The sequence below is a fragment of the Rhizobium sp. NZLR1b genome, assembly GCF_019685155.1.
Classification (GTDB): domain Bacteria; phylum Pseudomonadota; class Alphaproteobacteria; order Rhizobiales; family Rhizobiaceae; genus Rhizobium.
Window position 1 is genome coordinate 312,979 of the sequence record NZ_JABDWC010000001.1, and the last position, 26,025, is coordinate 339,003.

Consider the following 26,025-nt stretch of genomic DNA (forward strand, 5'->3'; position numbering starts at 1 on the left):
TGGCGATCCGCTATCTCATGTCAGTCAGTTTCGCCGCTATGGCCGTATCGATGGCCGCACGATCGGCCGCATCCAGCCGGATGATGCCGGCCCGGGCATTGTCGATTGCTTGTGCCGGATTGCGCGCCCCGCAGAGCGCAAAGGTCACGCCGGGCTGTGCCAGCGTCCAGGCAATCACGGTCTGGGCGATACTGGCGCCGTGTTTTTCGGCTATCGGGCGGATGGCGTCGGCAAGCGCCGTTGCCTTCCGGCGGTTGGCGACCGAAAAGCGCGGATTGTCCTTGCGCTGGTCGTCGCCGGAAAACACACGGTCCGGACCGATGGTGCCGGACAGCAACCCCAGCGCCAGCGACGAGTAGCTCAGCGTCGCGATGCCGTTCACGTTCGTCAGCGGCAGAAGCTCCGCCTCGATCTCACGGTCGATCATGCTGAACCGCTCCTGGATCGCATCGAGGCCACCGGCAGCGATATAGGCATTGAGGTCGTCGCGGCTGACATTGCTTGCGCCGATCGCCCGGATCTTGCCCGAGGTGCGCAGATCTTCCAGCGCCCGCATGGTTTCCTCGACCGCTGTCGTCGGGTCCTGCCAATGGGTGATGTAGAGGTCGATATAGTCGGTACCGAGCCGCCTCAGGCTTTCCTCGACCTCATGCAGGATCGCATCGCGGCCGAGATAACGGTGGACCGGTTTGCCGTCCTGATCGAAGAAATGACGGCCCTTCTGCGTATGCCAGACAAGGCCGCATTTGGTGGCGATGACCGCCTTGTCGCGGCGACCGGTCAAGGCCTTGCCGACGATTTCCTCGGAACGTCCGAGCCCATAGGCTGGCGCCGTGTCGATCAGGGTCACGCCGGCGTCGAGCGATGCCTGGATCGCGGCGATCGATTCTGTTTCGTCAGTCCCGCCCCACATCCAGCCGCCGATTGCCCAGGTGCCAAGCCCGACCGCCGAGGCGGAAACGCCGGATTTGCCGATCTCACGTGTCAATTGCTGCCCGCTCATGCCCATTTTCCTTCGCCATTCGCCAGTGCCAGCACCCGCGCACCCGTCGCCTCATCGGTCACCAGGGTATCCAGATGATTACCCCTGAGAACGCTGAGGATCGGGCCTGCCTTGTTCGGCCCGCTCGCCACACCGATCTTGGTGGGAATCGAGGCGAATTCCGCCAGCGTCAACGACACCAGCGAACGATTGAGACTGTAATCGCAGATCTGGCCACGATCATCGAGCAGATGCGCCAGCAATTCGCAGGAGGCGCCGGACTGCTCGATCGCGGCGCGGTCGGTGCTTGAGGAGGGATGCAGGTCGTAATAGCTGGAATCGTCCGACAGGATCGAGCCGATGCCGACGACGGCCACCTTCGCCTCGCGCGCCCGTTTGAAAACGTCTGCGACGGAACGCATGTTGATCAGCATCGCCCGCTGCTCGGCGTCATCGGCAAAGAGCGGTGCGTGGATCTGGTAGGAACGCCCGCCAAGCCGGTCGGCCATCAAGGTCGAGACATGGTTGACGTCGGTGTAGTGCTTACCCTGCACGCAGCCGGTTGCCGGAATGACCTCGACATCGAAACGGCGCGGCGGCTGCAGACCGGCGACGACGGCGCTCACCCCTTTGCCACCAGTGATGCAGATCGTATCGCCGTCGATGATCTCTTCCAGCAGCAACCGCGCTGCCGCTTCGCCGACAGCTTGCAGCGCCGTCTGCGGATTGTCGGACACTGTCGGCACCACCACGGCGCGGCCGATGCCGCCAAGCGCTCGCAACTGTTCTTCCATATCGACCAGCGGCTCGACCGGCGACTTGATCTTGATCTCCACCAGGCCGAGCTGGCGGCCGCGCTTGATCAGGCGGTTGACGGTGGCGTGCGAGATGCCGAGCTGATCGGCAATCTGCGCCTGCGTCAGTCCTTCGAGAAAATGCAGGACCAGAGCCCGGTGCATTTGCCGGGCGATGACGATTTCCTCGCGCGGCGCGTTTGCGGGTCTGAGTTTGGCTATCGGCATATCAGGCAGCCTTCCGCTTGTGCAGGAAATGGTCGATCGAGACGGCAGCAAGCAGAATGCAGCCTTTGATCATGTCTTGCCAATAGACGGACACGTCGAGCAAGATCAACGAGCTTGTGACGACCGACAGCAGGGCAATACCGAGAATTGCCCCGAGGATGGTGCCGGAGCCGCCATTCAGCGACGCACCGCCAATCACCGAGGCGGCGATGATGTTGAGCTCCATGCCGACGCCGAAGGTCGGGGTCGCGGCGCCGAAGCGGGACATGTAGATCACCCCGGCAACACCGGACAGCGTGGCGCAGAGCACCGTCACCCAGAACTTCACCTGGTTGGTCTTGATGCCGGAATAGAGCGCCGCCTTCTCGTTGCTGCCGGTGTAGAACACCTTGCGGAAGGCGGTCGCCCGGCGCAGCAGGAAATCGAACAGCGCGACGACGGCAACGAAGATCAGGATCACATAGGGGACACCGAAGAACGTGCCCTGCCCGACCGCCTTGAACGAGGGCGGCAAGGTGAACAGCGACAGCGGCGTGCCCTTGGTAATGATCAGGCAGATGCCGCGCACGATGACCATGGCCGCAAGCGAGGTGATGAAGTGGTTGAGCCCGACGACCGTGACGAAGAAGCCCATGACACAGCCGATCAGGCCGCTGGCAATGATCCCGATCAGGGATGCGCTCCACGGATCGAGCCCGATCAGGAACAGCGAGCCAGACAGCACCATCGAGAAGCAGACGACCGAGCCGACCGACAGGTCAATGCCGCCGACAATCAACAGGATGGTCATTCCGACGACGACGATCCCTTCCACCGAGAACGACATCAGCATCGCCCGAAAATTGCCGAGCGTCAGAAAATGCGGCGAGGCAATGCTCATGACGATGCAGAGCGCCAGGATGATCGCGATCAGTCCCGCCTCGCGCATTGTCCCCAGCCGTTTCCAGCCGGGCGCGCGTGGCTGATGTGCCGTTGCCAACGTTGCGTCCGCCATGACCTTGTCTCCTGCCCCTGCTTTTTCTCTATGCGGCATGCTCTGATGCCCTTGAACTATCGTGACCGCCGATCCCCGACGCCAACCGCATGATCGCCTCTTCCGTCATCGCCTCGCCCTCGACTTCGCCTGCAACCCTGCCTTCGTGGATGACCAGCACCCGGTCGCACAGGCCGAGAAGCTCCGGCAGTTCCGACGAGATGACGACGATGCCGATGCCGGAGCGTGCGAGATCGCGCAGCAGCCGGTGAATTTCCGATTTGGCGCCGACATCGATGCCGCGGGTCGGCTCGTCCATCAGGATGACCTTGGGGTTAACCGCCAGTTGCTTGGCAATCGCCACCTTCTGCTGGTTTCCGCCCGACAGCGACGACATCGGCATGTCGATGCCACCCATCCGCACGCCGAGCCGGCGGACCAGGTCGCGGGCTCGATCCGCCTCGGCTTTGGAATTCAACAGCCCAAGCGGTCCGGTCAGTGATTTCAGATCGAGAACGGCAATGTTCTGGGCGATGGAAAGATCGAGGAATATGCCGGAGCCTTTCCGGTCTTCCGACAGGTAAACGACGCCTGCCTGCGCGGCCTGCGCATAGGACCGCGTCTGCAGCCGCTGCCCATGCAGTTCAACCTCGCCGGCAATCACCGGCCGCAATCCGCAAATACCTTCGGCGATCTCGGTGCGGCCGGAGCCGATCAACCCGCCGACACCAAGAATTTCGCCCTTGCGCAGTTCGAAGCTCACATCCGTGAAGCGGCTGCCGTCGCCGAGATCGCTGACGCTTAGAATGATCTCGTCGGTCCGCTCCGCCGGCGCCTGCTTTTCCGGATAGAGTTGGGTGATCTCGCGTCCAACCATGCGACGCACCACATCATCCGGCGTCAAATCCACCACCTTCTCCGTCGAGACATAGCGGCCATCGCGGAACACGGTGACCCGGTCGCACAGGCTGAAGATTTCGGCCATGCGGTGGCTGATATAGATGATCGAAATACCTTGCGCCCTGAGGTCGCGGATGATCCCGAACAGGATCTGCGTCTCCGATTCCGTCAGCGCTGCCGTCGGTTCGTCGAAGATCAGCACCCGGCATTCGAGCGTCAGTGCCTTGGCGATCTCGACAAGCTGCTGGCTGGAAATCGACAGGTCGCCGACTTTACGGCGGACGTCGATCGGCGCCAGCCGGTTCATCACGACCTGCGCATCCCCCGCCAGCTTGCCATAATTCATGAAAGGCGAGCGGCGGCGGTTGGTAGCGGCCATGAACATGTTCTCGGCCACCGTCGCATCGGGGCAGAGCGCGATTTCCTGATGCACGAGGCCAAGCCCGAGCGATTGCGCCACGGTCGGCGACGTCACTTTTACCGGCGCGCCGTCGACAAGAACGTACCCCTCGGTCGGCTGCAGCACGCCGGCAATGATGTTCATCAGCGTCGACTTGCCCGCGCCGTTTTCGCCGCAAAGCGCATGAACCTCGCCTTTTTCCAGGCTGAAACTCACCTCCGTCAACGCCTTCACCGCACCGAAGTGCTTGCTGACATTGCGGATTTCCAGAACCGGCACCGACGCCATCATCGTCTCCTCTTCACGCTCGCGATGGCTGTCCGGGGATTCATGCCTCGGACAGCCGGCACCTACTGCGCCGCGCGTCGTTTCAGACGCGCAAAGGTCGCTGTAACGCTTTGGTCCGCTGCATAATTTGTCCTTAAGTCGATTCCGATTTCAGGAATTATGCAGTGGGCTTACTCATCGATGCCTTTGGTGCCCCGCCGTTTGAGGTACTTATCCCAGTAGAAGTCGTCGGCATTATCGGCCGTGACGATCGACAGGCCGTTGTCGACGAATGGAATACTCATCGGGTTGAAGCTGGCGCGCTTGGCGTCGTTCATCGGGTCGATGAGTTCCGGATGTTTGGCCAGCCACAGGAGCATGAAGCCCATGTAACCCTGCATGCCTTGGTTCGGGTTGATCGAGCCGAACACTTCGCCCGCCTTGATCATGTCGAGGATGTTGGCGTTGACGTCGGCGCACATCACCAGGATTTTGCCGCCGCTTTCCTTGTTGGCCTGCGAAGCGCCGATCGCCGAATTCGCTTCCGGCATGAAGACGGCGCCGAGGTTCGGATGTGCCTGCACCAGGCTCATCAGGCCCTGATAGGCCTTGTTCGGGTCCTGGTTGGAGGCAGCGCGGCCGACCAGCTTCATATCCGGATATTTTTCCTCCATACGGGCGATGAAGGCGGCGATACGCTTGTCGTGGTTGTCCTGGCCCGGATTTTCGAGAACGGCATATTCGCCCTTGCCACCCATCTTTTCGGCAATCGCGTCGGCCGCATAGGTGCCCTCACGGGTATTATCCGATGTGATGAACGAAATGCGCTTGGAGAGCGGCGCATCGGCCGCGAAGGTAACGACCGCCGTGCCCTGATCGATAGCCCGGTTGATCGGCTCGATAAACGGGTCGGAGTTCATCGGATGAACGAGGATACCGGCCGGGTTCTGGGCCAGCGCCTGGTCGAAGGTGGCAATCTGCTTGTTGACGTCATATTCCGGCGTGCCGGTATAAGCCGTCTCGCAACCGAGCTGCTGACCGGCCTGCTTGAACATCTCATAGACCGGAAACCAATATTCGACGCCCGAGACCATCACATTCATGACGTATTTTTCGCCCGGCTTGCAGCGGAACGGATTTTCCGTGTCTGCGCTGGCCACGCCAGCCAATAGTGTCGATGCGAGGACCGCCAATGCGGTCGTGCTTAGAAATCTGCGCAAGTTTCCTCCTCGAGGCCGAGGCCCCTCCCAAATATCCGGCGGCACCTGAGCGGCTGCCGATGATCCATTGAAGACCGGAGTTCCTCCTCGAAGTCCGGTATGGGCAGGTAATCCCAACGATAGAGAGCTGTCAATAAAATTCATGCACTGAAATATATTTCACATGAAATCACTGAAGGTCCGACTGTGTGCCCAATCGCTTTTCCTCGACGCAAAGAACGGCTAGCGGTGAAGGACGCCGGCTTCCTCAGCCGCAACTTTGAATGCCAATGCGGCAGCGGATGGATCTGCCCGCCCGTCAACGGCGTCCGTGCAGATCCTCTTCGCGACGGCGAAGGAGGCTGCTCTCTCACGCGGCCAACAGGTCATGAGATATGCGAGCGCGTCCCGGCTGCTGCGGATACTCTTAAGGTGGTCGCCATCCCCAATGATGACCTCAACGGGTTGGTCCCAAAAATCGCGGCGCATCGACATCTCTTCAGCTCCTTCAGCTATCGGCTGAACGTCATCTGCGCGGGCTCGTTCCAGCATAGGGCTTTAGTCCTATGAAGAGCCATCGACCGGACCAACACGCTACGGAACAATTCCATCGGCTAACGATCTGATTGGACCACGCTGCGCGTCGCGGGCGGTTCTCGTCCACTGGATTGTGATCCTCCTTGGCTATACAGCAAGGGAGGTATTCCGAGCCCATCCCATTAAGGTGCAATTCGTCTATGACAAAAAAAGTTTATCTGGCCGGTCCGGAGGTCTTCCTTCCAAACGCCCGTGAAATGCTCGACCGGAAGGCAGCGCTTGCGCGCGAGGCGGGACTTTTCCCACTCTCGCCCGGTGATCTGGAAATCCCGCACACGAACTCGAAGCGCGAGCGCGCAGCGGCAATAAACGCGGTGGACGAAAAGATGATGATGGAGGCTGACGCCATCATCGCCAATCTGACGCCCTTTCGTGGCATTGCCGCCGATACCGGGACGGCCTTCGAACTCGGATTCATGTGCGCAAGTGGTAAGCCGGTATTCGCCTACACGAATGTGGCCCGAGATCACAGCGGACGGGTGAGCGATCTTTACGGCGGGGCCCTCGCCTATGATGCCGACGGTCGACTGCGAGACCCGAACGGGATTGCCGTCGAGGATTTCGGCCTGGCCGACAATCTCATGCTGCACGCCGGGATCGAGCGGCGCGGTGGCGTCCTCATCGTCGGAGACGCGCCTCGGGATGCGCTCTATACCGACCTCGCCGCATTCAAGACGTGTCTCGCCATCGCCGTTGAAAAGCTGCGCTAAAATGCTTGGTTCAGGCGTTCGAGGTCGAGGATAAATCGCCCGAATTCGTTTATCTTCCGCGCAAAGCTATGAATTTGGTTCCCGTTCAAGCGCTGGCCTACCCGAGGATCTGATGCGGCAGCGTTAATCCGAAGGCTTCACGCGCCATCAGGCAGGCATCATCTCCAGGAACGCATTCGCGACAAACGACAGGCCGAATATCGTAAACGAGGCACGATGTCTCAAAACCGACCCGACCTGCCAACGCAGAGCAACGCGACCCGCTACAACGCATTCCCGTCTCATCTGCCGCAACGAAGCGCGGTGGCAGCAAATCGAGAGCAGCATCACTTTCCGTAGAAAATCTTGGCCAATCCGATGAAAAAGAGCAACACGCGCCGCAGCTTTGGCAATCTATATCGCTTAGTGAGTTCATACCCAACTCCTACCACGACACCCGCCCTTAACGCAAAGTGCTTGAAACAGAACTCGAAAGGGATATCGGACGACGCGCTCGCTTGCGGCTGAAGGCGATGGCCGCCGCAATCGCGACGGCCATCAAGCACTCGACTTAGCGTAGCGAACGGAACGCCGCCCGAACTTCGTTCGTGAAGATCGCGGGCTGTTCCCAAGCGGCGAAATGTCCGCCGTTATCAACCTCGTTGAAATAGATCAGGTTGCCGTAGGCTCGCTCTGTCCACGACCTCGGGGCTTGATAAATTTCCCCTGGGAAGACGCTGACCGCCACCGGCAACGTCGGGATCTTGTCGAGGGCATTGAAGTTGTTGGTATGGTCTTCCCAATAGATTTGGGCAGCCGAGGCACCGGTCTCCGTGAACCAGTAGAGCGAAATGTCGTCGAGCATCTCGTCGCGCGTCAGGACCTTTTCCGGCTGCTTGTCGCTAAATGTCCATTCAGCAAACTTGTCGTACATCCAAGCGGCCATTCCGACCGGTGAATCTACCAACGAATAGCCGATGGTCTGCGGACGGGTGACCATCATTTGCGCGTAGGCAGCGCTATCTCGGTAGAAGATCGCCAGCTTATCGAAACAAGCTCGCTCCTCCTCGTTGAACTCTTCGGGTGCGGCAGCGCCTGCAGCGAGGAGAGGTACGATTTCGCGCGGGACGATTGCAGGCATGGTGAGATGAATGCCCAGCAAACCGGGAACGTTCTGATGCGCCATGCGCTGCGAGATGACCGAGCCGCAATCGCCACCCTGGGAGACGTATTTTTGGTATCCGAGCCGGTCCATGAGCGTGCTCCATGCGCGACCGATGTGGTCGGAACCCCATCCCCGCACGTCCGGTTTACCGGAAAAACCGAAGCCCGGAATCGAGGGAACGACCAGATGGAAGGCATCCTCGGCCCTCCCGCCGTGCGCTGTCGGGTTTGTCAGCGGATCGATGACCTTGAGCATTTCAAGGATCGAACCCGGCCAGCCATGGGTCATGATCAACGGCAGCGCGTTCTCGTGCCTGGAGCGGACGTGGATGAAATGGATGTCGAGCCCATCGATTTCGGTAATGAACATCGGAATGGCATTGAGCTTTTCCTCGACCTTCCGCCAGTCGTAACCGTCCTGCCAATAGTTCACGAGGGCGCGAAAACGGTCGAGCTGGACGCCCTGGGAGTCGTCACCCACGGTTTCCTTGGCGGGCCATCGCGCTGAGGCAAGGCGCTGCTTCAACTCTTGGAGAGCGCTGTCGGGAACGCTTACCTTGAAAGGTCGAATCTCGTGGGCTGCGCCAGTGGAAGCAAATGACATCGCAGGCTTTAATATCGTTGCAGTGCCGGCGATGGCGGCGGCCGCCAGAAAATTGCGGCGGTTAATATCAGGAGGGAGGGACGTCAAAGGGAAACTCCGTTTTAGGGTTGAATTTTCGCCCTAAGACGGTGCCTTTTTCATGTATCCGAGATATGTCCGAGGTCACGCCGATTTGTATCCGCAGATGTCCGGCATAGCGGCGAGGACGCCCCGCTAGGGAACGTGACGGGAGCACCGCGGCCCCAGCGATGGCGGCGATCAATCAAATTGCGGGTGAAACTAACCGTTGACATCGGCGGTGTTAAAGCTGAAGCCGACCTCGGCCGCGCCTGAGCGGCCCCTCTTGCAAGGACGCCATATGAAGACCAAGACGGCCGCAGCCAATGCCGGAAACCTGATCATGACCGGCGTCGTGCTGATGCTGCTCGGCGATCTGCTCTTTGCACTGAACGATGCGATGGGCAAGTGGCTGGTCGCAAGCTTTGCCGTCGGCCAAGTGCTGGTTATCCGCTCCGTCGGCGCTTTCGTCGTGCTCGGGCCGATGATCGCGCGACAAGGGCCGATGGCCCTGTTTCGCGTCGAACAGAAGGGCCTCCAGTTCATCCGGGTCGCCATGGCGACCGCCGATGTTGCCCTGTTCTACGCCGCCGTCGCCTATCTGCCGCTCGCAGATGTCATGACCTTCTATATGGCCGGGCCGATCTACATTGCGGCGCTCTCGCATTTCTTTCTCGGAGAGAAGATCGGCTGGCGCCGCTGGCTTGCCGTTCTGCTTGGCTTTGCAGGTGTCGTCATTGCACTGCGTCCATCGACGGCGATGCTGTCGCTTCCGTCGCTCTTCGGTCTTCTCGGCAGCCTTGCCTTTGCGCTGTCGCTGGTGATGAGCCGCTATCTACGTTCGACCAGCGATACGACGCTCGTGACATGGCAGACGATCGCCGCCCTGGCGACCGGCATCGTGTTGAGCATCGGCCATTGGCAGCCGGCAACACTCGTCGATTGGGCCGGCATGCTATTGCTCGGGATCGTCGCCTCCTGCGCGCACCTGCTGATCACACGCTCGCTGAAGCTCGCGCCGGCATCGCTGTTGGCGCCGCTGCAGTATACGCTGCTGCTCTGGGCGATCATTCTGGGCTATTTCTTCTTCAATGATATTCCCGATGCACAGATCGTCATCGGCGCCGCAATCATCGTCTTTGCCGGGCTCTTCATCTTCCACCGGAAGAACCTGAAAGAGACGGTTCCGGTCGAAGCCGTCCCGCCCGACGGCCATTGAGGGTATAGCGCCGCTTATCTTCAGCTTTGCATAGGACGCTGCTGTAACCCCTGGAATTCCTGCATACTTCCATCCTTAAACATTGCGGGAATAGATCAAAAGGATGGAGGCTTAGTCACGTAGGCTTTCCACGGAACAATTTGGACGCCTGCACGCTACTCCCGAGCATTCAAACCCGGGAGATCGCAATGGCGTCCATGACCCTCGAAGACCTATCCTCACAACTGAAGAAGATCGATTTCTGCATGCTGTCGACGAACGCCGGGTCGGGCTGCATCTCGGCCCGACCGATGAGCAATAATGGCGACGTCGAATATGACGGGGATTCCTGGTTCTTTTCGTATGAGGACAGCAGGAAAATCACGGAGATCGAAGGCATCGACATCGTCTCGCTGACGTTCACGGCACCTCCCAGCCTCCTCGGCAAACCGGGGATTTTCATCGCTGTCGAGGGCTTCGCCTCGCTGGTGCGGGACAAGGCGGCGTTCGAAGAACATTGGGTGCCCGATCTCCAGCGGTGGTTTCCTGAAGGTGTGGACACTCCCGGGATCGTTCTTATCAAAGTTTCGGCGTCCTCCATCCGGTACTGGGATGGTGAGGAAAACGGCGAGGTCACCCTACCCGGCTCAGCGAGTTAAGACAGTGGCACAAAGGGGTGCCCTACTCTGCGGGCGGCTCCTCACAGCCGAAGACGCTCCGGCCGCCGAAATCGGCGGACTGGCGGAATTCGCCGGCGATAATTTCCTTGAGGTCTGGACCGGTGACGTAGCGTTCCATCTGCCTGGATTGGTCATCGAGGCGCTTCAGCGCCTGCAGTTCCTCCTCCCGTCCGAGCCTGCCTTTCTGTACCGCCGATTTCATCACGCCGATCGTCTCGTCATAGACTTTGAGCGGCACTGGGAAGGGATGGCGGTCCTTGCCGCCATGGGCGATCGAGAAGCGCGCCGGATCGGAAAAACGGCAAGGCGCGCCGTGGACGACTTCGGCCACCAGGGCCAACGCATTCACGGTGCGGGCACCGACACCTGGAACCAGCAGCAGCTCTTCGAAATCCGCCGGTCCACGGTCGGCTGCGGCGGCCAGATTTCCGTGCAGGCGCCTCATGATGATGTCACTTTCGCGAACGTCGTGATGGGTCGGCATGATCAGGTGCGGCAGCATCGGTTGTTCGGCAGGCTCGGGCGCCGGGTGCTCAACACGCAGCAGCGCGGCGGCCTCGCGAACGATCCGGTCGGGACCGAGCGTCGCCAGCAGATCGAGTTGGCCACGCCGAGAACGCTCGGCGCGCCTGTCGGCCAGATTGACGATCTCGCCCTGGCTCCTGCCCTCGATGGCCGCATGCGGCGAGTCGACGAAGCTCTCCAGCCCTTCCGACAGCCAGTGATAGCGCCGGGCCTGCCGCTTGTCGCCATTCATGCCTTGCTGCACGACCACCCAATGGCCGTCATCGGCGACGATGAAGCCGTGCAGATAAAGATCGAACCCGTCCTGAAGGGCGGCGCTGTCGACCTTGGCAATGAGACGGCTCGTCGTCGCCAGCCCCTCCCCATCGAGACCGACCCGTTCGCCGATCGACAGCAGCTCCTGCGGGGTCTTGCGCGACTGCGCGCCGCGGCCGCCACAGACATGCAGGCCGAGTTCGCCGGCGCGCGGCTTCAGTCCGCGTTTCAAGGCGCCGAGAACGCTGGTGGTGATGCCGGAGGAATGCCAGTCCATGCCCATGACCGCGCCGAAGGACTGGAACCAGAAGGGATGCGCAAGCCTGCGCAGGAATTCGTCGCGGCCATAGTGATGAACGATCGCCTCGGTGATCAGCGTACCGAGTCGCGTCATCCGGTCGCCCAGCCAATGTGGCACACGTCCCCCGTGAAGCGGAAGATCGGCACTGCCTGCTCGTTGTGACATCGCGTTTCCTTAGGCTTTCTATCGCCGGACGAAGTCAGCCCGGCCGCCTCTTCCGCCACCGCAGGGAACCCAGAAATATTCCAAGCGTTTGTTTCCCCAGTTAGAGGCAGAGGCAATCATGACCGCAATTGAGACCGTCTTCAATCATCCGACGCTGACACAGGCAAAATTGCCGGCGCTGGTCGGCCATAAAAGGCAAGATTGCAGTGGGTTTGACCTGCAAGGGAGTGCCGCGAAGGCGGCCTTCCTGATCAACGGCAACAGCTATTTTGCCGAGCTGGCGCGGGCGCTACGGCAGGCGCGGCGCACTGTCTGGATCATCGGATGGGATTTCAATCCCGACATCCTGATGGAACCCGATAAATCCGAGGAGACGCTTGCCGACCTGCTGCACGGTCTCGCGGCGGAAAATCCCGAACTGGAAATACGCATCCTCGTCTGGGCGCTCGGCCCCCTCTATTCGAACAAGTCCCTGCAGCTGTTTCGCAAGAAGAATTTCCCGAAGAATGCCCGGATCGATCTGCGCTTCGATTCTGCGCGGGCAGTCGGCGGCTGCCATCATCAGAAACTCGTCTGCATCGACGACGCGGTCTCCTTCATCGGTGGGATGGATCTGACGGCGCGGCGGTGGGACACTTGGCTTCATCGCGCCAAAGACAAACTGCGACGTGATCCCGCCGGCGTTTCCTACGACCCCCTGCACGATGTTCAAGCGATGGTCACGGGCGACGCGGCCAAGCTGATCGGCGATATCGCCAGGCGGCGCTGGGAAGACGCCACCGGCGAAAGCCACTCGCCGCTGGTCGCGAGCGCGCCTTTCGTCTGGCCCGATGATCTGCCGGTTTCGATCGGAGATATTTCGGTCAGTTTCGCGCTGACGGAACCCTCGACGGCCTTGCGGACCGGCGTAAGCGACGGTATCGACATGACACTTGATGTGATCGCCCGGGCGAAGCGATCACTTTACATCGAAGCACAATACCTCGCCTCCTTCCGCGTCGCGGAGGCCATCGCCGCCGGGCTTGAGGAGGAAGACGGGCCTGAAGTCATCATCATCTGTACGCGCAGCTCTCACGGGCTGATCGAAAAGCTTGTCATGGGCAATAATCGCGACCGTGTCATCCGTCGCCTCAAACGCGCTGATCGCGCTCATCGGCTGCGCATCTACTATCCCGTTGTTCCGGGGCCGGTCATGCCCAAAGCCACTGCCCCTGGGCGAGCCCCGCTGGCGTCGAGCACAGAAGTGGAGGTGCTCGTCCACTCCAAGCTGATAATTGCCGATGACAAATTGGTGCGCATCGGCTCGTCCAACATCAACAACCGCTCGGAAGCAATTGATACCGAATGCGATATGCTCTTGGAGGCCGACGGCGAGGATCAACGCCGGGGGATCGTGGATCTTCGCAACCGCCTGCTTTCGGAATACCTAGGAAGGGCGGCCGAGACCTTTGCTGCAGCCTTCGCTCGGACAGGATCGGTGATCGAAGCGATCGAGACGCTGAATGATGGTCGCCGCGGCTTGCGCGAGTTTGCAGTCGACATGGCCGGCAGCACCAAGCCAGTCATGGGAACCGCGCTCTTCGACCCGGGTCGGCCCACCACACTGCTAAGCCGACTGGGCCTCGGCGCCTTCGTCCGCCGTCTCGTTCGCTCCACGTGATCGGCGGCGAAAGACGACCTCGCTGATTGCGAGTAGCGTTGCGCCAAGCGCCAGCGGAATGAAGAAATAGACGCAGCGGAATGCGATCAGCGCGCCGATGGATGCTTCCTTCGGCACCGCATAGGAGACGGTCGCCTCGAGCACGCCGAGACCACCTGGAACATGCGTTGCAAGAATTGCCGAGTTGGCGAGCACGTAGGCTGTTACCGATCTGAAGAAGGCAACATCGCCGAAGGCTGAGAGCATCTGGTGGAGACAGGCAGAAACGAACCCGAAGTTGATCGTGCCGACCCCAACTTGCGCGACCGCTATCGAAAATCGCGGCAACTGAAAGGACCAGCGCCAAAGCCGCAACTTGCTGCGGATGAAAAACGCCAGCCCCGCATAGACGACCGGCACGATGAGCGCCAGCAAGCCGAAGATGCGCACACCGGCCGGATCGAGCCGCAGCAGGCGCCCGGCGTCGCCGGGATTGATGATCATCGCCAGGCCGCCAAGCGTGATCAGCCCCAGCCCGACTGTGATGCCGCAAAACAGGATGATATTGGCGACATCCTCGGTCGTCAGCCCCCAGCGCGAATAAAAACGGTAGCGGAAAGCGCCGCTGCTCAGTCCGGCAAAACCGATATTGTGGCCGAGCGACAGGCTGATGAACGAAGCCAACGCGATTTTGGGGTAAGGCAAGGATTTGCCGAGTGAACGGATCGCCAGGAGATCGAAACAGCCAAGACATAGATAGGATGCCGCCGCAAACAGCAGGGCTACGCAGAAATTCGAAAAAGGTATGCTGCGAACCGATTGGACGATCTGCTCGAGGCTGTACTGTTGGAAGATGCGGTAAAGAAGGAAGACCGCGAAACAAAGGGCAGCAACGAGCAGTCCATTCCAGATCATGTTTTTCAAGCTCATCGATTGTCCTCAGGAGTGCAAACGGGATGGTTCGATAATCTGGAACGATCAAATGAGTTTTGTGTTCCCCTGGGGAACGAGATCCATGTCCCCAAGGACAAGCTTCAGCGGACTCATGTCGGAAAAAACGATCAAACTCTTAACCTATAACGTGCACAGCTGTATCGGCAACGACCGCAAGCTCGATCCCGGACGCATTGCTTCAGTCATCGCCGAGGCGGAAGCCGACATCATCGCTCTTCAGGAGGTCGATGTCCTCAGGCGCAGGACCGGCGGCATCGACCAGGCCCATACGATCGCCGCGCTTCTGGAGATGCAGGCTCATTTTCATCCGGCGCTGTCGATTGCCGAAGAGCAGTATGGCGATGCGATCATCACCGCGCTGCCGACTGGCGCGGTCAAGGCCGGCCCGCTGCCATCCATCGGCGAACAGCGCGGTGCCCTTTCGGTCGAAATACTGGTCGGCGACAGAAAACTGCTGGTCGTCAACACCCATCTTGGCCTTCGCGGCCGCGAGCGCATGCGGCAGATGACGACGCTGTTGAACTCGGGCTGGCTGCGCGGGACAGCGGGCGAATCTCTCCCCACCATCCTTTGCGGCGACTTCAACGCCATTCCGGCATCGGCGACTTACCGACTTGCCACTCAGTCATTGAAGGATGCTCAGCGCGAAGGCAAGGCCACACCAAGAGCAACCTTCCCTTCCCGCTATCCGCTGATGCGCCTTGACCACATTCTCGTTTCCGACGATCTCGTCGTCAAACAGGCGACGGTCCTGGAAAACCGACTGACAAGGGTCGCCTCTGATCACCTGCCTCTCCTTGCGGAAATTAGTTTCGCCTAAACGGACGCCGAGAGAAGGCGATTGAAGCAGAAGTGTGCCGTGCCCGATGTCCCGTTAGAGGACGATGTTCACCTGACGGACTTCCGTTTCATCGCGGCCGCCACCAACGGTAGCGCCGTCGTCGCCACGGTTCCGAGCGGCAGCCGCGTGATGCCTCTGGTGACGACGAATGTTGCCGCCATTGCGCCGGCCAGCTTGAGCCAGGGCTGATTGCCAAGCTGCGCGTGGGCGCTTGCATCGGCCCAGCGGACGTTCGCCGCAACGACGGTCGCAGCCTGATGTTGGATCACCTGAAGGCGGGCGCGGAGGTTTTCGAGTTCTTCTCTCAGTTCTCGCAGACGGCCTTCCAGGGCATGATTGTCAGAGGCCAGGAGAGGCTCCTCAAAGGTGCCTCCAACCGGAGCATGACCACCGAGCGTCGCGATATAAGCCCGATATTCGGCCTCGCTCGCGAAGCCCTCACGCCTGATGAGATCGGGATTGGCGTTTGCATCTTCGAAAGCAGCCGGTGCGGTGCCGGTATTGTCGCGCCTGTCCAGGTTTGTGCCGATGTCCCCGAGTTCGTCCTTGAACATGATGGATCTCCAGTTGTTCCTGGCGATAGAACGCTCGACGGCTCAGAAGGATGCATCGGACGCCGGTCGCGGTTCGCAACGGCGCCGAGTCGGACTTCCGCTCCTTCCACGACCGTCATCCTCGCGACGCGCTGAAACGTTCGGGCCGAAACTCCGCCAGCAGCGGATGACGGCGTCCGGTGGCGATCTCGTCGGCCAGCAGTTCACCGGCGATCAGGCCGAGGGTGGCGCCACTATGGCTGAAGGCGACGAAGTAACCCCAGATCGACGGCAGTTCGCCAAAGACCGGCTCGCCATCGCCCGGAATGGGCTTTGGGCCGACCCCATAATCTTCGATCTCGAGCGTCGGGTTGCCTTCGAGAACTTTTGACGCCTCGCGCAGCAGCCCGTCCAACGTCGATTGTCTGACTTCATAGCCGCCGTCCGGCTTCACTTCGACCTCTTCCTCGGACCAGGCGGAATCGAGGGCGAAGCCGCCATTCGGCATGGGTCGGATGGCGACGCGGGGGGTGTTGAGCACGGCCTTCAGCGAATGGCGGATCGGCTTGGTCCTGACGAGAAGCGCGACCGGCGTTGCATCGTCGATATGCTGGCCGGCTTCGGCAACGATTGCCGGAACGGCGCCGCCCGCGGCGAGCAGCACAGACTCCGCGTCCCAGTGTCTGCCGTCCGCTGCGCTCACGCCGCAGACACGGGCGCCTTCGACATCAATCGCCGCGCGCCCGGCGTCCGTCACGACCTCGCCGCCGAGCGAACGGAATTCCTCCGCGAGAAGGCCGATCAGCGAGGGAAGATCGACCCAACCTTCTCCGGGATTGAAGATCGCGCCCTGCGGCGTCACCGCACCGGCGTCGACGCCGGGCGTCGCGCCGGGAATGTTTTCCTGGGCCAGCCATTGCGCGTGATAGCCGAGGTCGCGCTCGAAGTCGAAGACCTCGGCTATCTCATTGCCGGCGTCATCGGCATCCCAGGTCAGGCCGCCATCGAAACGCAGCCAGGGCGCATCCGGATATCGGGCAGCAAGGGTGCGATAACGGTCGATGCCGGCGAGGCGCAGGCGGTGATAGGCATCAGAGCGTTTCCGGGCCGAATTGAGCCAGGCGAGCGAACGGCCGGAGGCGCCATTGGCAAGCGGCCCATCGCTGACGAGCACGGTGGCGATCCCGAGGCGAGCGAGATGGACAGCCGTCGAGACGCCGAATATGCCGCCACCGATGACGACGACCTTCGAAGGTTTGGGGGAAGCATTCATGTCGATAACCTTGTTTCCTGCTATGTCGAACGAATTCCATGCATCCGTCGTAGGAGCCCTCAGCGGCATGCCTCGCGTCAGGGGCTAAAGCGCGTCGCGATCTTTCAGATTCGCTCCTCGCGCTTTGGCTCGTTGTTTTTTGCGCATGTCGTTGCCGCAAAACCGCTGCACACTTTTGCGCGACATGCTTTAGAGGACTTCCGCAAGGAAGCGTTTCAGCCGCTCGCTGTGGGGATTGTCGAAGATTTGCCCCGGGCAGCCGGCTTCGACGATGCGGCCCTCATCCATGAAGACGACCTGGTCGGCCACCCTGCGTGCAAATCCCATCTCATGCGTCACCACGGCCATCGTCATGCCCTGGCGGCCGAGAGCTGCCATCAAGTCGAGAACGCCTTTCACCAATTCGGGATCGAGCGCACTCGTCACTTCATCGAACAGGATGAGTTCCGGATCCATCGCAAGAGCACGCGCGATGGCGACGCGCTGCTGCTGCCCGCCAGACAGACCTGCCGGGCGATGATTTCTGCGCTCGGCAAGACCGACCTCGGCCAAACGCGCCTCGGCAATGCGTCGCGCCTCCTGCCTCGACATCTTCTTGATCTTCGTCAGTGAAAGCATGACGTTCTCAAGCGCGGTGTGATCGGGAAACAGGTTGAAGTGCTGGAACACCATGCCCACGCGCCGGCGCAACCGCTCTGGTTTCATGGCCAGAATGCTGGCGCCATCGAGCAGGATGTCGCCGCCTTTCGGTTCCACCAGCCTATTCATACAGCGCAGCAGCGTCGATTTTCCCGAGCCGGAAGGACCGATGATGCAGGTGACGGTACCGGCGGCGATGTCGAGATCGACACCCTTCAGCACATCGAGATTACCATAGGCCATGGTGAGATCCCGGACGTTCAGGGCACCACCCTTGAAGCGCGGTTCGGTCTGCTCGACAGATTTTGCCGGGGGTTGCGGACCGGCGGCGCGCATTTCGCTCACCTCGACCAATCCACTCGCAACACCCGAGCTGCGGCCTTGTTTTCCCAGGCGCAGTCGCACATCGATGTAATTGACCAAGTGAGTGAGCGGCACGGTGATGACGAGATAGAAGACGCCCGCCAGCAACAAGGGCGACAGATTGCCCGTTACGACAGCTTGATCCTGCCCGACGCGGAAGATCTCCCGCTCGGAGGCGAGCAATCCGAGAAAATAGACGAGGCTGGAATCCTTGACGTTTCCGATGAATTGATTGACCAGCGCCGGCAGAACCCGCCGGATGCCTTGCGGGATGACGATCAAGCGCATGCCCTGCCCGTAGCTCATGCTGAGCGCCCGGCAGGCTTCCATCTGGCCGCGCTCGACGCTTTGGATGCCTGATCGGAAGATTTCGCCGATGTACGCCCCGGCAATCAGGCTGAGCGCCAGGATGCCGAGCGGAAATGGCGACGGACCGAAGATCTCCCGTCCGATCCGGGCAAAACCCTGACCGATGATCAGGATCGTGACGATCGCCGGCAAACCGCGGAAGACATCGGTATAGACGCGCGCGGGCAGCCGCAGCCAGCGGGACTGCGAGATACCCATGACGGCGAGAGCCATGCCGATAACGACGCCGAGCACGGTCGAGGCGGCGGCCAGGATCAGGGTATTCTTCAGGCCGACGCTGATCATGCTCGGTAGCACTTCGGCCATGGCGTCCCAGTCCAGGAAGCTGCGGCGCAGATTTTCAAGCCAGTTCATCGAGATCCTCATCGAAGCCCAAGCCGGGCATGAAACCGTCCGCCGGAGCGGACGGCTTACGACGTTACTTCTTGGGAAGGTACTGGTCCGGCATCGGCGAACCGGGGAACCATTTTTCATAGAGGGTCTTCCAGGTGCCGTCCTGCATCGCGTCGTGAAGAGCTGTGTTCAACGCCGTGCGGAAGGCGTCATTTCCCTTGCGGATCACGAAGCCCGCTGGCGCATCGAAGGACGGGATGTTGACCGCAATCTTCAGCGCGGGATAGCGCTCGCCATATTGTTTGGCAGCCTCGTAGTCGAGAAAATGCGCATCGACCGTTCCGTTGTTGAGGGCAGCCACGGCGGAATTGTTGTCGGGGAATTTCACGAGATCGGCCTCACCGAAATTCTTGGCCGCATAGACTTCCTGCAAGGTCCCCTGCACGACGCCGAGACGCCTGCCCTTGAGGCCGTCGGCATCCTTGATGCCGGAATCCGCCGTCAGGACCGAGAGATAACCGGCAAGATAGCCGTCGGAAAAGTCGACGGTCTTCTTCCGGGCTTCGGTGGTTCCGATCGCCGCGACAGCAACATCGAACCGTTCGTTTGCCACCGACGGCAGAAGTGCGGAGAATTCCTGGCCCGTGAACGTGACCTTGTCTTTCGGAATGCCAAGGCGGGAGACGACGTTGAGAAACAACTCGATATCGAAACCGGTGAACTGGCCGTCCGCCGTCGCAAACGTATAGGGCTTGGCATCGCCCATCGTGCCGACGCTGATCACCCCGGGCTCGATGAGGCTATAGGGATTGTCGGCCGCGGCCGCAGAGCCGGCCCCCATCGCCAGAAGGCACGTCAGAAGGCCAGCCCGCAATGGAGCCGCGACGGCCGCGAAAGATTCAAAAGGCTTCATGTTCGTTCTCCGCTCTGAAGGGATGCTCTTGTCGGCATTCGTTATCATCCGGTCTCGTCGCCCGTGCGACGAAGACTTCTGGACAAGATACCGGTCTTCTATATAAAGAGACCGGTCTCACGACATATTTGATATCTGTCAATTGACCGGCCGTCAACAACTCTTGTAGTGCTGCGCCATGGAAGATTCCGCTGCCCCGAAACGTTCAGTCACGGTTGCCGACGTCGCGAAGGCAGCAAGGGTCTCGAAGGCGACGGCAGCCCGCGTGCTCGGCGGCTATGGCGTCGTCAGCGACAAGATCAAGGATCAGGTGACGGCGGCCGCCGCCGCGCTCGAATACCGCCCGAACGAGCTCGCCCGAAGCATGAGCACGGGACGCTCAGGCATTATCGGCGTGGTGGTCGGCGATATCGAGAATGCTTTCTTCAGCCTCGCAGTGCGCGGCATTACCGATGCAGCCCGGCTTGCGGGCTTCAACGTCATCATCGCCAATTCGGGCGAACAGATCGATGCGGAAAAATCGGCGGTCGACCTGCTGATCGGTAAACGCGTCGATGGCCTGATCGTCACGCCGGCCCGCTGCGATCGCCTCGATCACCTGCAGCACGTCCGCCGCGCCGGCGTGCCATTGGTTCTATTCGACAGGGCCATCCCGGAGCTTGATGTCGACGCCGTGACCGGGGATGACAGGGATGCGGCACTCACCGCGACAAGGTATCTGATCGGCCAGGGCCATCGCCGCCTCGCCTATATCTCCGCCATGGACGCCGAGGACGGCGGGCTCACTGAGCTCGGGCGGATATCAAATTCCGCCGTGCGCGAACGCATGGAAGGCTTCGTCAGCGCTCTGACCGAGGCGGGTTTGCCGAACCCTCTTCATTACATCCGGCTCGGCGCCACGAACCAGCAGCAGACAAACGCCGTGATAAAACGCCTGCTCTCGGAGATATCGCCGCCGACGGCGCTGTTGGCATCCGACAGTCTCGTGGGCTTGCGCATTTTCAAGTCACTGCAGTCGCTCGGCTTGTCGATCCCTCAGGATGTCTCGATGATTTCGTTTCTGGACGCCGACTGGACCAGCGTCACCGTTCCGCCGATCACCATCGTCGACCAGCGCGTCTACGAACTGGGCAAACTCGCCGGCGAACGGCTCGTCGCCCGCATCGAACGCACCCCGCTTGCCGTCGAACGTCTGCGCGTTGCCACCAGCCTCGTCGTGCGCGGCTCCGTTGCGACGATCGGCCGGTAAAATCTGGGTTAAAGCGCGTCGCGCTTTAGGTTTTGTCTTTACGCATGTCGTTGCTCCAAAACCGCTGCGCACTTTTGCGCGACATGCTTAGTCGTACAGCTCGCCATGACCAATCTGCTCTTGCCTAGCGGAAGCATCGCTGATGACAGGGTCATCAGCCGGATCGGGATCTTTCTTGTTGGCGTCGCTCAGAAATTGCGCGGCCTTAAGCAGCGCCGCGGTTATCTCTCCGGTTGCCCATCCGGACTCATTGGCGACGGCAATCAGTCTTTCCAATGCGTCGCGCGCGGCCTCGGTTGCCTGTTCAAAGCGTTGCGCGGGAGCTTCGGTTTTCGGCGGTGGAAAGGTCATCGGCATTCACTCCATTAGGTCTGACTGTAGGAGAGGAACGCAGCCTGCGGGAAATGGATGCACAATCATGCCGATTTAGCCAGCGGATGCCTTGTCACGCGGCAGAGACAAGAGGTGGCGACGGTTTCTCCAGGTCAGATGACCGTCTGCAACAGGAACGGAGAGCGCTCCAGCGGACGCTGGGCGAGAATCCTCAGCATCGCCGGGCCTTGTATGCCGGTCGTCGTCGTCGAGCGGCCGTCGTGATAGACCACCGTCATGACTCGGCTGAGGCTGTCATATCTGATCTCTGCGATCGTGCGTGTGTGAACCGGAAAGATGAATTCGTGGGGCTGAGATTTTCGCCGGGAGGTCTTCGAGGTCATCGTGATGCCCCATCGAAACAAAAGGAGGATTGCCCCAGCCGTCCACGGCTCAGGACACGCGTGATAGTCGGCAGCACATCCCTCATCGAGTGTCTCCAATGCGCTTAAAAATCGATCAAACAACAGAGCGGCCGGTTCCCGCCATCAGAACGGCAATCGCTAGGTCTGAGACCTCAGCCTCATCCCAACCATGCCGATCAAGCACATATTGTTTCCATGGTCGCGTGACATCGGCGTGACACGCAGATCGCGGCTCGAAAACACGTCCGGAACGGGCTCCGTGAATTGCCAGCTCTGCCCAAGGCAGCGACAGCCCATCAATGCAATGTTCTGTTTATGCCGTAGGCCCGTGCGGCCTGCGGCCAACATTCGACGGCGCGTGCAAGTGACCGAATGGCTTCGTCCACGACGAAAACCGCATCCCCGAGCCGTTCGATCTCGCAATCGAGTTCATACACTTCGACTTCGTCAAGGTCTTCACTCTTCAGCAGCTGCTTGCTTGCCACGATCAGGCGCTCCGTACGCTGAACAATATCAAGAGCGCTCCGTATAATGATGTCGAGCATGCGGTTGCCCTCGCTTCGATGAGCAAGTGTCGGGCATAATCGCGATGCTGACAATCCTGAAATCTTGTCAGATGCGCTCGCGGATCGCGTCGTAAAGATCCCTCAACTCGCGCAGCGATTGATGGCGATGGCGCGGCAGAGAAGCGCGGCGTCCAGCGAAGGCGAACGCACCCGCAACGGCCGCAACGAGGATGAGCGTCGAAGCCGGATAGAGCTTCACAGCCGCTTCCGTCTGCCGCTTTGCTTTCCGGGCGCCTCCCTTTAACGATCGGGCACCATCGAACACCTGCCGCTGGAGCGCGTCGATTTGCTGTCGCAACGCGCTCAATTCCTCACGCAGGCCCTGATCAGGCTGCCGGGGAATGCCGACCGAGGCCGCGTTCGTATCGATGATGGCTTTCGGCACCGGTTCGCCGATCTTGGCTCCTTTGGTGTCGAGGGTCGTCGTCTCAGTGCTCTTGCGTCGCGGCACGATCAATTCTCCTTCCCCTGGGGGTAAAATCACCCTGTTCTAGTTATCGTCGAGCGAGAAGACCGGCCGATAGTGGCGCTCGGCGATCAGCAAGCTCCGATCAGGCCGGATGATGTAAATCTCCTCGACCTGGCGTCCCCATTGATCTGTAAAGCTGTGCGGGAAGGAAGAACCCACGGGCGATTTCGTCAACTTCGTGCGAGGCTGACCATGATAGGTGATGCTGCCGGGAATGGGGGCCAGTCCCGCCGACGCGTAATCGCCTGCACCGGTCGTGCAGCCCGTCAGAATAACGGCAAAAACCAGCCCAAACTCTATGCTCCGCTTCATGGAACCTCCAGCTGTTCCTGCCTTTGCGCGTTACTTATTTCATCGCTAATGTAACAAGAGACGATAGAGATTGTTCCATATTTCGGCTGGAAACGTCATGACACACGTCTTCAGGAGATCGAGCTTGGGACTGGCATCGCGCGTTCAAGGCCAGTCTTAGACGCGTGCCTCACGCGGCGACATCAGGAATGCGCAGGCCAAAAAGCGCGGCATATTTACAGAGCTTCTCCCAAGGCACATCGCCGACCGGCACGCCCTCTTCCAACGCCGAGCGGCGCCTGCGGGCTGCGCTGTCACCCGGCATGCGGACCGGGCCATTGTTCCACGGCGCGGATGGGTTGCTGCGGCATGCCGAGGCGAGATAATCGGACTGCGCGGTAAAGGCGTCCAGCCCGGCGAAAAAGGCGGGGTCGATGACCTGAATAAATGCGCTTTGCGAAAACACACCGGGCGGCGCGTTCGCCCGTCCCTTGCCGGAAAGCCCCTGCCCCAGCAGTTCGACGATCAGCCCGAACCCAAAGCCCTTGTGTCCCTTCAACTGACCGCCGAGGGGCATCATTGTCCCGCCACGTTCGGTCACCTCGCGCGGATCATCGGTCGGCTCGCCCGCGGCGGTGAAGGCCCAGGCCTCGGGGAATTTCTTGCCGGCGTTCGCCAGGTTTTGCGTCATCGTCGTGGTGGTGATCGAGGCGGAGACGTCGATCAGAATCGGATCCTCGGATGTCGGAAAGCCGGCCGCCATCGGGTTGGGGGTCAGGAGCGGCTTTGTGCCGCCATAGGGCGCGACTCGGCTTGCCGCGGGATGCGATACCGACAGCTGAACGATGAGGCCCTGTTCGGTAACCTGCCGCATGAAGGCTGACAGTGCGCAGGTGTGATGGCAGTTTCGGATTGCGGCGGTGACGACGCCATGATCGCGTACGCGTTCGCAGGCCTGGTCGATCGCCTTGGTCAGCAGCCATGCGCCGGGCAAAGATTTGCCGTCCCACACAAAGGCTGCGCCGCGGTCATTGACCACCTCGTAGCTACCCGACTTCGCCAGCGAACCATCTTCCAACGCTTCGACATACCAGTTCAAAAGGCTGACGCCATGCGTTTCGTGGCCGATCATGTCGCCTTCCACCAGGACGGCGGCTGTGATTTCGGCCTTGTCGGGTTCCATCCCGGCGCGGATCAATATCTGCTCGGCGAATTGGGTGAGGTCAATGCGGTCAATCAGCGGCATAGGCATCCATCCGTCATGTCATCGAAAGCGCGGGCCATTCAGGGAAGGCGGCCCGCGCGTCGATCCGCAAACCGGCTTACTTGAAGCGGATCTGCGATAGCTGCAGCTCGGAATTCGTCGCGATCGTCGGCTTGAAATCGAGACGCGGCGAAACGCGGGTGAATCCGACCATGTGAAACATCGGGATATCGGCGATGATCTCGGTGTTCACCTTGGCGAAAAGCTCCTTCCAGAGTTTTGTGCGCGCGTCTCCGGTGGCTGAGGTCGCCTTGGCGATGAGGGCGTCGACTGCGGGATCCCGAACCATGGAGTGAGAGCCGTCGGTCGCGTATTTCACGAAGGCGGTGAAGACGGGATCGCCGGTCGCGTTATCGTGCTGCGACTGCGTCAGCGTCGGACCGGAATCGGCGACGAAAGGTGCCACGAAGTAGCCGTTCCACACGGAAACGTCATACATATCGAGCTTTACGTTCAAACCGACGTCCTGAAGCATGGCCATCATCGCTTCCATCGCTTCGGTGGCGTTCGGATATTGCCCGTTGCGGCCGATGATGCGAATCTCTTGATCGACCGGGACGCCGTCAGCTTTCGCCGCCTTGACCAGTTCCTTTGCTTTTTCCGGGTCATAGGGCCAGACGGGAATATCGGCATTGTAACCGATCGTTGTGGGTACGACGAGCTGTGTGGCGATCTTCGCCTGTTCAGGGAACAGCGTTCCGAGCATTGCCTGACGATCGATGGCGAGGTTCATCGCCTCGCGAATGCGCCGGTCGTTGAGGGGTGCCGCGCGCGTATCGATGCGCAGCGATGTCGTCTCCGAATTCGGATAAGCGAAATCTGTTTCCTTGTTGGTGGCATCCTGCACCGATACGGCCGGAACGATATCGGCTTCGCCGGCATCGACCATGGCGGCTGCGACCGCGCTGTCGGAGCGGAACAGATAGGTCGCCTGTTCCACCTGCGGTTTCTCCCCCCAATAGTCCGGATTGCGCTTCAGCACGATCGACTGGCCGATCTCCCATTTGTCGAACGTATAGGGGCCGGTTCCGATCGGCTTGCGGGTGAATTCGTCTGCGGGTGTCGTTTCGGCCGGCTCCACGGCCATCACCGTCATCAGCAACGGAAGAATTGGCTGCGCCGGTTTTGTCGTAATGCGGATCGTGTTGGCATCCGGCGTCTCGAAGCTGAATTCCGTGCCGCCAAAGTATTTTCCGCCGGTCTCACAGCTGAGCTTCTTGTTCTTGTTGCGCTCGATCGTGAACTGGACATCTTTGGCGGTGAACGGTTTGCCATCGTGCCATTTCACATTCGGCCGCAGCTTGAACTCCCAGGTGTCGTCGTCGATCTTCGACCATTCCGTCGCCAGGCGGGGTTTGAGGCCGCCATTGACGTAGTCGAATTCCACCAGCATCTCGTTGACGTTTTCAGAAATGACCCGGCCGACGTCCTGGCGCGCTGCCATGCAGGGCTCGACGACATCGACGGTTTCGGCAAGCACAACAGTGACGTTGCTCTTGGCATCTTCAGCGTGAGCCGAGCCAATACTCAGCCCGATCACCGCGGTTGAAAAGCAGGCAGCTAGCAAATGCAGTTTCATTTCGTTCTCCTCCCATGCGCCGTCGGCGCCCCTTA

The 26,025-nt window shown here is 60.5% G+C and carries 27 protein-coding genes; 6 read left to right on the forward strand and 21 right to left on the reverse strand.

The genetic code is table 11. The features are described from left to right. Nucleotides 1–10: 10 nt before the first annotated feature. The 6 genes from HJB84_RS01460 to HJB84_RS01485 all read right to left on the reverse strand — a co-directional run bounded on the left by HJB84_RS01460 (nt 11) and on the right by HJB84_RS01485 (nt 6,295). Entirely contained in the window at nt 11–1,003 is a 993-nt protein-coding gene (locus tag HJB84_RS01460; RefSeq protein WP_221115063.1) for an aldo/keto reductase, read from the reverse strand. Continuing rightward, nucleotides 1,000–2,004, reverse strand: a complete 1,005-nt coding sequence (locus tag HJB84_RS01465; protein ID WP_221115064.1) for a sugar-binding transcriptional regulator — start codon at nt 2,002–2,004, stop codon at nt 1,000–1,002. Before HJB84_RS01465 ends, HJB84_RS01460 begins: the two co-directional genes overlap by 4 nt. 1 nt (nt 2,005) lies before the next feature. Further along, entirely contained in the window at nt 2,006–2,998 is a 993-nt protein-coding gene (locus HJB84_RS01470) for an ABC transporter permease (RefSeq protein ID WP_221115065.1), read from the reverse strand. A gap of 28 nt (nt 2,999–3,026) precedes the next feature. After that, nucleotides 3,027–4,565 (reverse strand): sugar ABC transporter ATP-binding protein, encoded by a 1,539-nt coding sequence (locus HJB84_RS01475; protein ID WP_221115066.1) that lies wholly within the window; start codon nt 4,563–4,565, stop codon nt 3,027–3,029. Nucleotides 4,566–4,735: 170 nt separating this feature from the next. Beyond that, nucleotides 4,736–5,764: a substrate-binding domain-containing protein gene (locus tag HJB84_RS01480; protein ID WP_221115067.1), complete on the reverse strand. Its 1,029-nt coding sequence runs from the start codon at nt 5,762–5,764 to the stop codon at nt 4,736–4,738. Nucleotides 5,765–5,986: 222 nt separating this feature from the next. Then, nucleotides 5,987–6,295, reverse strand: a complete 309-nt coding sequence (locus tag HJB84_RS01485) for a DUF982 domain-containing protein (protein ID WP_311044110.1) — start codon at nt 6,293–6,295, stop codon at nt 5,987–5,989. 185 nt (nt 6,296–6,480) lie between these two features. On the opposite strand from HJB84_RS01485, the gene HJB84_RS01490 reads away from it, so the two are divergent. Beyond that, on the forward strand, nt 6,481–7,050 hold the full coding sequence (locus HJB84_RS01490) for a nucleoside 2-deoxyribosyltransferase (RefSeq protein WP_207584738.1): 570 nt from the start codon (nt 6,481–6,483) through the stop codon (nt 7,048–7,050). Nucleotides 7,051–7,147: 97 nt separating this feature from the next. Here the strand turns inward: HJB84_RS01490 and HJB84_RS01495 are convergent, their stop codons facing one another. Further along, nucleotides 7,148–7,465 (reverse strand): YkgJ family cysteine cluster protein, encoded by a 318-nt coding sequence (locus HJB84_RS01495; protein WP_207584737.1) that lies wholly within the window; start codon nt 7,463–7,465, stop codon nt 7,148–7,150. Nucleotides 7,466–7,600: 135 nt separating this feature from the next. Then, nucleotides 7,601–8,884: an epoxide hydrolase family protein gene (locus HJB84_RS01500; RefSeq protein WP_221115068.1), complete on the reverse strand. Its 1,284-nt coding sequence runs from the start codon at nt 8,882–8,884 to the stop codon at nt 7,601–7,603. A gap of 271 nt (nt 8,885–9,155) precedes the next feature. Here HJB84_RS01500 and HJB84_RS01505 point away from each other — a divergent pair, with 271 nt between their 5' ends. Together HJB84_RS01505 and HJB84_RS01510 are read left to right on the forward strand one after the other, a co-directional pair. Further along, the gene (locus HJB84_RS01505; RefSeq protein ID WP_221115069.1) at nt 9,156–10,073 is read left to right on the forward strand and encodes a DMT family transporter; all 918 of its coding nucleotides are present in this window, start codon (nt 9,156–9,158) and stop codon (nt 10,071–10,073) included. A 188-nt stretch (nt 10,074–10,261) separates the two neighbouring features. After that, nucleotides 10,262–10,711 carry a pyridoxamine 5'-phosphate oxidase family protein gene (locus tag HJB84_RS01510; protein WP_221115070.1) on the forward strand — a complete coding sequence of 150 codons (450 nt, stop codon included), beginning with the start codon at nt 10,262–10,264 and terminating at the stop codon, nt 10,709–10,711. A 22-nt stretch (nt 10,712–10,733) separates the two neighbouring features. Here HJB84_RS01510 and HJB84_RS01515 read toward each other — a convergent pair whose 3' ends face one another. Continuing rightward, complete coding sequence (locus tag HJB84_RS01515) at nt 10,734–11,978, reverse strand: DUF763 domain-containing protein (RefSeq protein WP_221115071.1); 1,245 nt, start codon at nt 11,976–11,978, stop codon at nt 10,734–10,736. Nucleotides 11,979–12,096: 118 nt separating this feature from the next. Between HJB84_RS01515 and HJB84_RS01520 the strand changes: the two genes are divergently transcribed. Beyond that, nucleotides 12,097–13,638: a phospholipase D-like domain-containing protein gene (locus HJB84_RS01520; RefSeq protein ID WP_207584732.1), complete on the forward strand. Its 1,542-nt coding sequence runs from the start codon at nt 12,097–12,099 to the stop codon at nt 13,636–13,638. Here the strand turns inward: HJB84_RS01520 and HJB84_RS01525 are convergent. Then, the gene (locus HJB84_RS01525; RefSeq protein WP_207584731.1) at nt 13,585–14,547 is read right to left on the reverse strand and encodes a lysylphosphatidylglycerol synthase domain-containing protein; all 963 of its coding nucleotides are present in this window, start codon (nt 14,545–14,547) and stop codon (nt 13,585–13,587) included. The two genes, HJB84_RS01520 and HJB84_RS01525, sit on opposite strands and share 54 nt — an antisense overlap. 115 nt (nt 14,548–14,662) lie before the next feature. Here HJB84_RS01525 and HJB84_RS01530 point away from each other — a divergent pair, with 115 nt between their 5' ends. Then, a complete protein-coding gene (locus HJB84_RS01530) occupies nt 14,663–15,391 on the forward strand; it encodes an endonuclease/exonuclease/phosphatase family protein (protein WP_207585196.1) in 729 nt (242 codons plus the stop codon). 68 nt (nt 15,392–15,459) lie between these two features. Here HJB84_RS01530 and HJB84_RS01535 read toward each other — a convergent pair whose 3' ends face one another. The 4 genes from HJB84_RS01535 to HJB84_RS01550 all read right to left on the reverse strand — a co-directional run bounded on the left by HJB84_RS01535 (nt 15,460) and on the right by HJB84_RS01550 (nt 19,835). Continuing rightward, nucleotides 15,460–15,966: a hypothetical protein gene (locus tag HJB84_RS01535; protein ID WP_207584730.1), complete on the reverse strand. Its 507-nt coding sequence runs from the start codon at nt 15,964–15,966 to the stop codon at nt 15,460–15,462. A gap of 115 nt (nt 15,967–16,081) precedes the next feature. Then, nucleotides 16,082–17,218, reverse strand: a complete 1,137-nt coding sequence (locus HJB84_RS01540) for an FAD-binding oxidoreductase (protein ID WP_221115072.1) — start codon at nt 17,216–17,218, stop codon at nt 16,082–16,084. 189 nt (nt 17,219–17,407) lie between these two features. Next, nucleotides 17,408–18,943 (reverse strand): amino acid ABC transporter permease/ATP-binding protein, encoded by a 1,536-nt coding sequence (locus tag HJB84_RS33950; RefSeq protein ID WP_221115073.1) that lies wholly within the window; start codon nt 18,941–18,943, stop codon nt 17,408–17,410. A gap of 64 nt (nt 18,944–19,007) precedes the next feature. Beyond that, entirely contained in the window at nt 19,008–19,835 is an 828-nt protein-coding gene (locus HJB84_RS01550) for an ABC transporter substrate-binding protein (RefSeq protein WP_207584727.1), read from the reverse strand. Between the two features lie 178 nt (nt 19,836–20,013). Between HJB84_RS01550 and HJB84_RS01555 the strand changes: the two genes are divergently transcribed. Continuing rightward, a complete protein-coding gene (locus HJB84_RS01555; RefSeq protein WP_207584726.1) occupies nt 20,014–21,084 on the forward strand; it encodes a LacI family DNA-binding transcriptional regulator in 1,071 nt (356 codons plus the stop codon). An 87-nt stretch (nt 21,085–21,171) separates the two neighbouring features. Here HJB84_RS01555 and HJB84_RS01560 read toward each other — a convergent pair whose 3' ends face one another. The 7 genes from HJB84_RS01560 to HJB84_RS01590 form a co-directional block, all read right to left on the reverse strand. Next, a complete protein-coding gene (locus tag HJB84_RS01560) occupies nt 21,172–21,435 on the reverse strand; it encodes a hypothetical protein (RefSeq protein WP_207584725.1) in 264 nt (87 codons plus the stop codon). A 134-nt stretch (nt 21,436–21,569) separates the two neighbouring features. After that, nucleotides 21,570–21,800 carry a hypothetical protein gene (locus HJB84_RS01565; RefSeq protein WP_221115074.1) on the reverse strand — a complete coding sequence of 77 codons (231 nt, stop codon included), beginning with the start codon at nt 21,798–21,800 and terminating at the stop codon, nt 21,570–21,572. A 317-nt stretch (nt 21,801–22,117) separates the two neighbouring features. Then, complete coding sequence (locus tag HJB84_RS01570) at nt 22,118–22,366, reverse strand: hypothetical protein (RefSeq protein ID WP_221115075.1); 249 nt, start codon at nt 22,364–22,366, stop codon at nt 22,118–22,120. Nucleotides 22,367–22,433: 67 nt separating this feature from the next. Next, nucleotides 22,434–22,838, reverse strand: a complete 405-nt coding sequence (locus HJB84_RS01575) for a hypothetical protein (RefSeq protein ID WP_221115076.1) — start codon at nt 22,836–22,838, stop codon at nt 22,434–22,436. Nucleotides 22,839–22,877: 39 nt separating this feature from the next. Beyond that, nucleotides 22,878–23,168, reverse strand: a complete 291-nt coding sequence (locus HJB84_RS01580; RefSeq protein ID WP_221115077.1) for a hypothetical protein — start codon at nt 23,166–23,168, stop codon at nt 22,878–22,880. Nucleotides 23,169–23,337: 169 nt separating this feature from the next. Continuing rightward, the gene (locus HJB84_RS01585; RefSeq protein ID WP_221115078.1) at nt 23,338–24,399 is read right to left on the reverse strand and encodes an Ldh family oxidoreductase; all 1,062 of its coding nucleotides are present in this window, start codon (nt 24,397–24,399) and stop codon (nt 23,338–23,340) included. 70 nt (nt 24,400–24,469) lie between these two features. Then, a complete protein-coding gene (locus tag HJB84_RS01590; protein WP_221115079.1) occupies nt 24,470–25,990 on the reverse strand; it encodes an ABC transporter substrate-binding protein in 1,521 nt (506 codons plus the stop codon). Nucleotides 25,991–26,025: the final 35 nt, after the last annotated feature.

Bases quoted from the DNA above. Each gene is read 5' to 3' on its own strand.
- HJB84_RS01520 (WP_207584732.1), top strand. From the start codon at position 12,097: ATGACCGCAATTGAGACCGTCTTCAATCATCCGACGCTGACACAGGCA.
- HJB84_RS01590 (WP_221115079.1), bottom strand. From the start codon at position 25,990: ATGAAACTGCATTTGCTAGCTGCCTGCTTTTCAACCGCGGTGATCGGG.
- HJB84_RS01565 (WP_221115074.1), bottom strand. From the start codon at position 21,800: ATGACCTCGAAGACCTCCCGGCGAAAATCTCAGCCCCACGAATTCATC.
- HJB84_RS01570 (WP_221115075.1), bottom strand. From the start codon at position 22,366: ATGCTCGACATCATTATACGGAGCGCTCTTGATATTGTTCAGCGTACG.
- HJB84_RS01470 (WP_221115065.1), bottom strand. From the start codon at position 2,998: ATGGCGGACGCAACGTTGGCAACGGCACATCAGCCACGCGCGCCCGGC.
- HJB84_RS01490 (WP_207584738.1), top strand. From the start codon at position 6,481: ATGACAAAAAAAGTTTATCTGGCCGGTCCGGAGGTCTTCCTTCCAAAC.
- HJB84_RS01585 (WP_221115078.1), bottom strand. From the start codon at position 24,399: ATGCCTATGCCGCTGATTGACCGCATTGACCTCACCCAATTCGCCGAG.
- HJB84_RS01495 (WP_207584737.1), bottom strand. From the start codon at position 7,465: ATGAACTCACTAAGCGATATAGATTGCCAAAGCTGCGGCGCGTGTTGC.
- HJB84_RS01525 (WP_207584731.1), bottom strand. From the start codon at position 14,547: ATGAGCTTGAAAAACATGATCTGGAATGGACTGCTCGTTGCTGCCCTT.
- HJB84_RS01515 (WP_221115071.1), bottom strand. From the start codon at position 11,978: ATGTCACAACGAGCAGGCAGTGCCGATCTTCCGCTTCACGGGGGACGT.
- HJB84_RS01465 (WP_221115064.1), bottom strand. From the start codon at position 2,004: ATGCCGATAGCCAAACTCAGACCCGCAAACGCGCCGCGCGAGGAAATC.
- HJB84_RS01510 (WP_221115070.1), top strand. From the start codon at position 10,262: ATGGCGTCCATGACCCTCGAAGACCTATCCTCACAACTGAAGAAGATC.
- HJB84_RS01485 (WP_311044110.1), bottom strand. From the start codon at position 6,295: ATGCTGGAACGAGCCCGCGCAGATGACGTTCAGCCGATAGCTGAAGGA.
- HJB84_RS01535 (WP_207584730.1), bottom strand. From the start codon at position 15,966: ATGTTCAAGGACGAACTCGGGGACATCGGCACAAACCTGGACAGGCGC.
- HJB84_RS01555 (WP_207584726.1), top strand. From the start codon at position 20,014: ATGGAAGATTCCGCTGCCCCGAAACGTTCAGTCACGGTTGCCGACGTC.
- HJB84_RS01530 (WP_207585196.1), top strand. From the start codon at position 14,663: ATGTCGGAAAAAACGATCAAACTCTTAACCTATAACGTGCACAGCTGT.
- HJB84_RS01505 (WP_221115069.1), top strand. From the start codon at position 9,156: ATGAAGACCAAGACGGCCGCAGCCAATGCCGGAAACCTGATCATGACC.
- HJB84_RS33950 (WP_221115073.1), bottom strand. From the start codon at position 18,943: ATGAACTGGCTTGAAAATCTGCGCCGCAGCTTCCTGGACTGGGACGCC.
- HJB84_RS01475 (WP_221115066.1), bottom strand. From the start codon at position 4,565: ATGGCGTCGGTGCCGGTTCTGGAAATCCGCAATGTCAGCAAGCACTTC.
- HJB84_RS01540 (WP_221115072.1), bottom strand. From the start codon at position 17,218: ATGAATGCTTCCCCCAAACCTTCGAAGGTCGTCGTCATCGGTGGCGGC.
- HJB84_RS01560 (WP_207584725.1), bottom strand. From the start codon at position 21,435: ATGACCTTTCCACCGCCGAAAACCGAAGCTCCCGCGCAACGCTTTGAA.
- HJB84_RS01580 (WP_221115077.1), bottom strand. From the start codon at position 23,168: ATGAAGCGGAGCATAGAGTTTGGGCTGGTTTTTGCCGTTATTCTGACG.
- HJB84_RS01460 (WP_221115063.1), bottom strand. From the start codon at position 1,003: ATGAGCGGGCAGCAATTGACACGTGAGATCGGCAAATCCGGCGTTTCC.
- HJB84_RS01550 (WP_207584727.1), bottom strand. From the start codon at position 19,835: ATGAAGCCTTTTGAATCTTTCGCGGCCGTCGCGGCTCCATTGCGGGCT.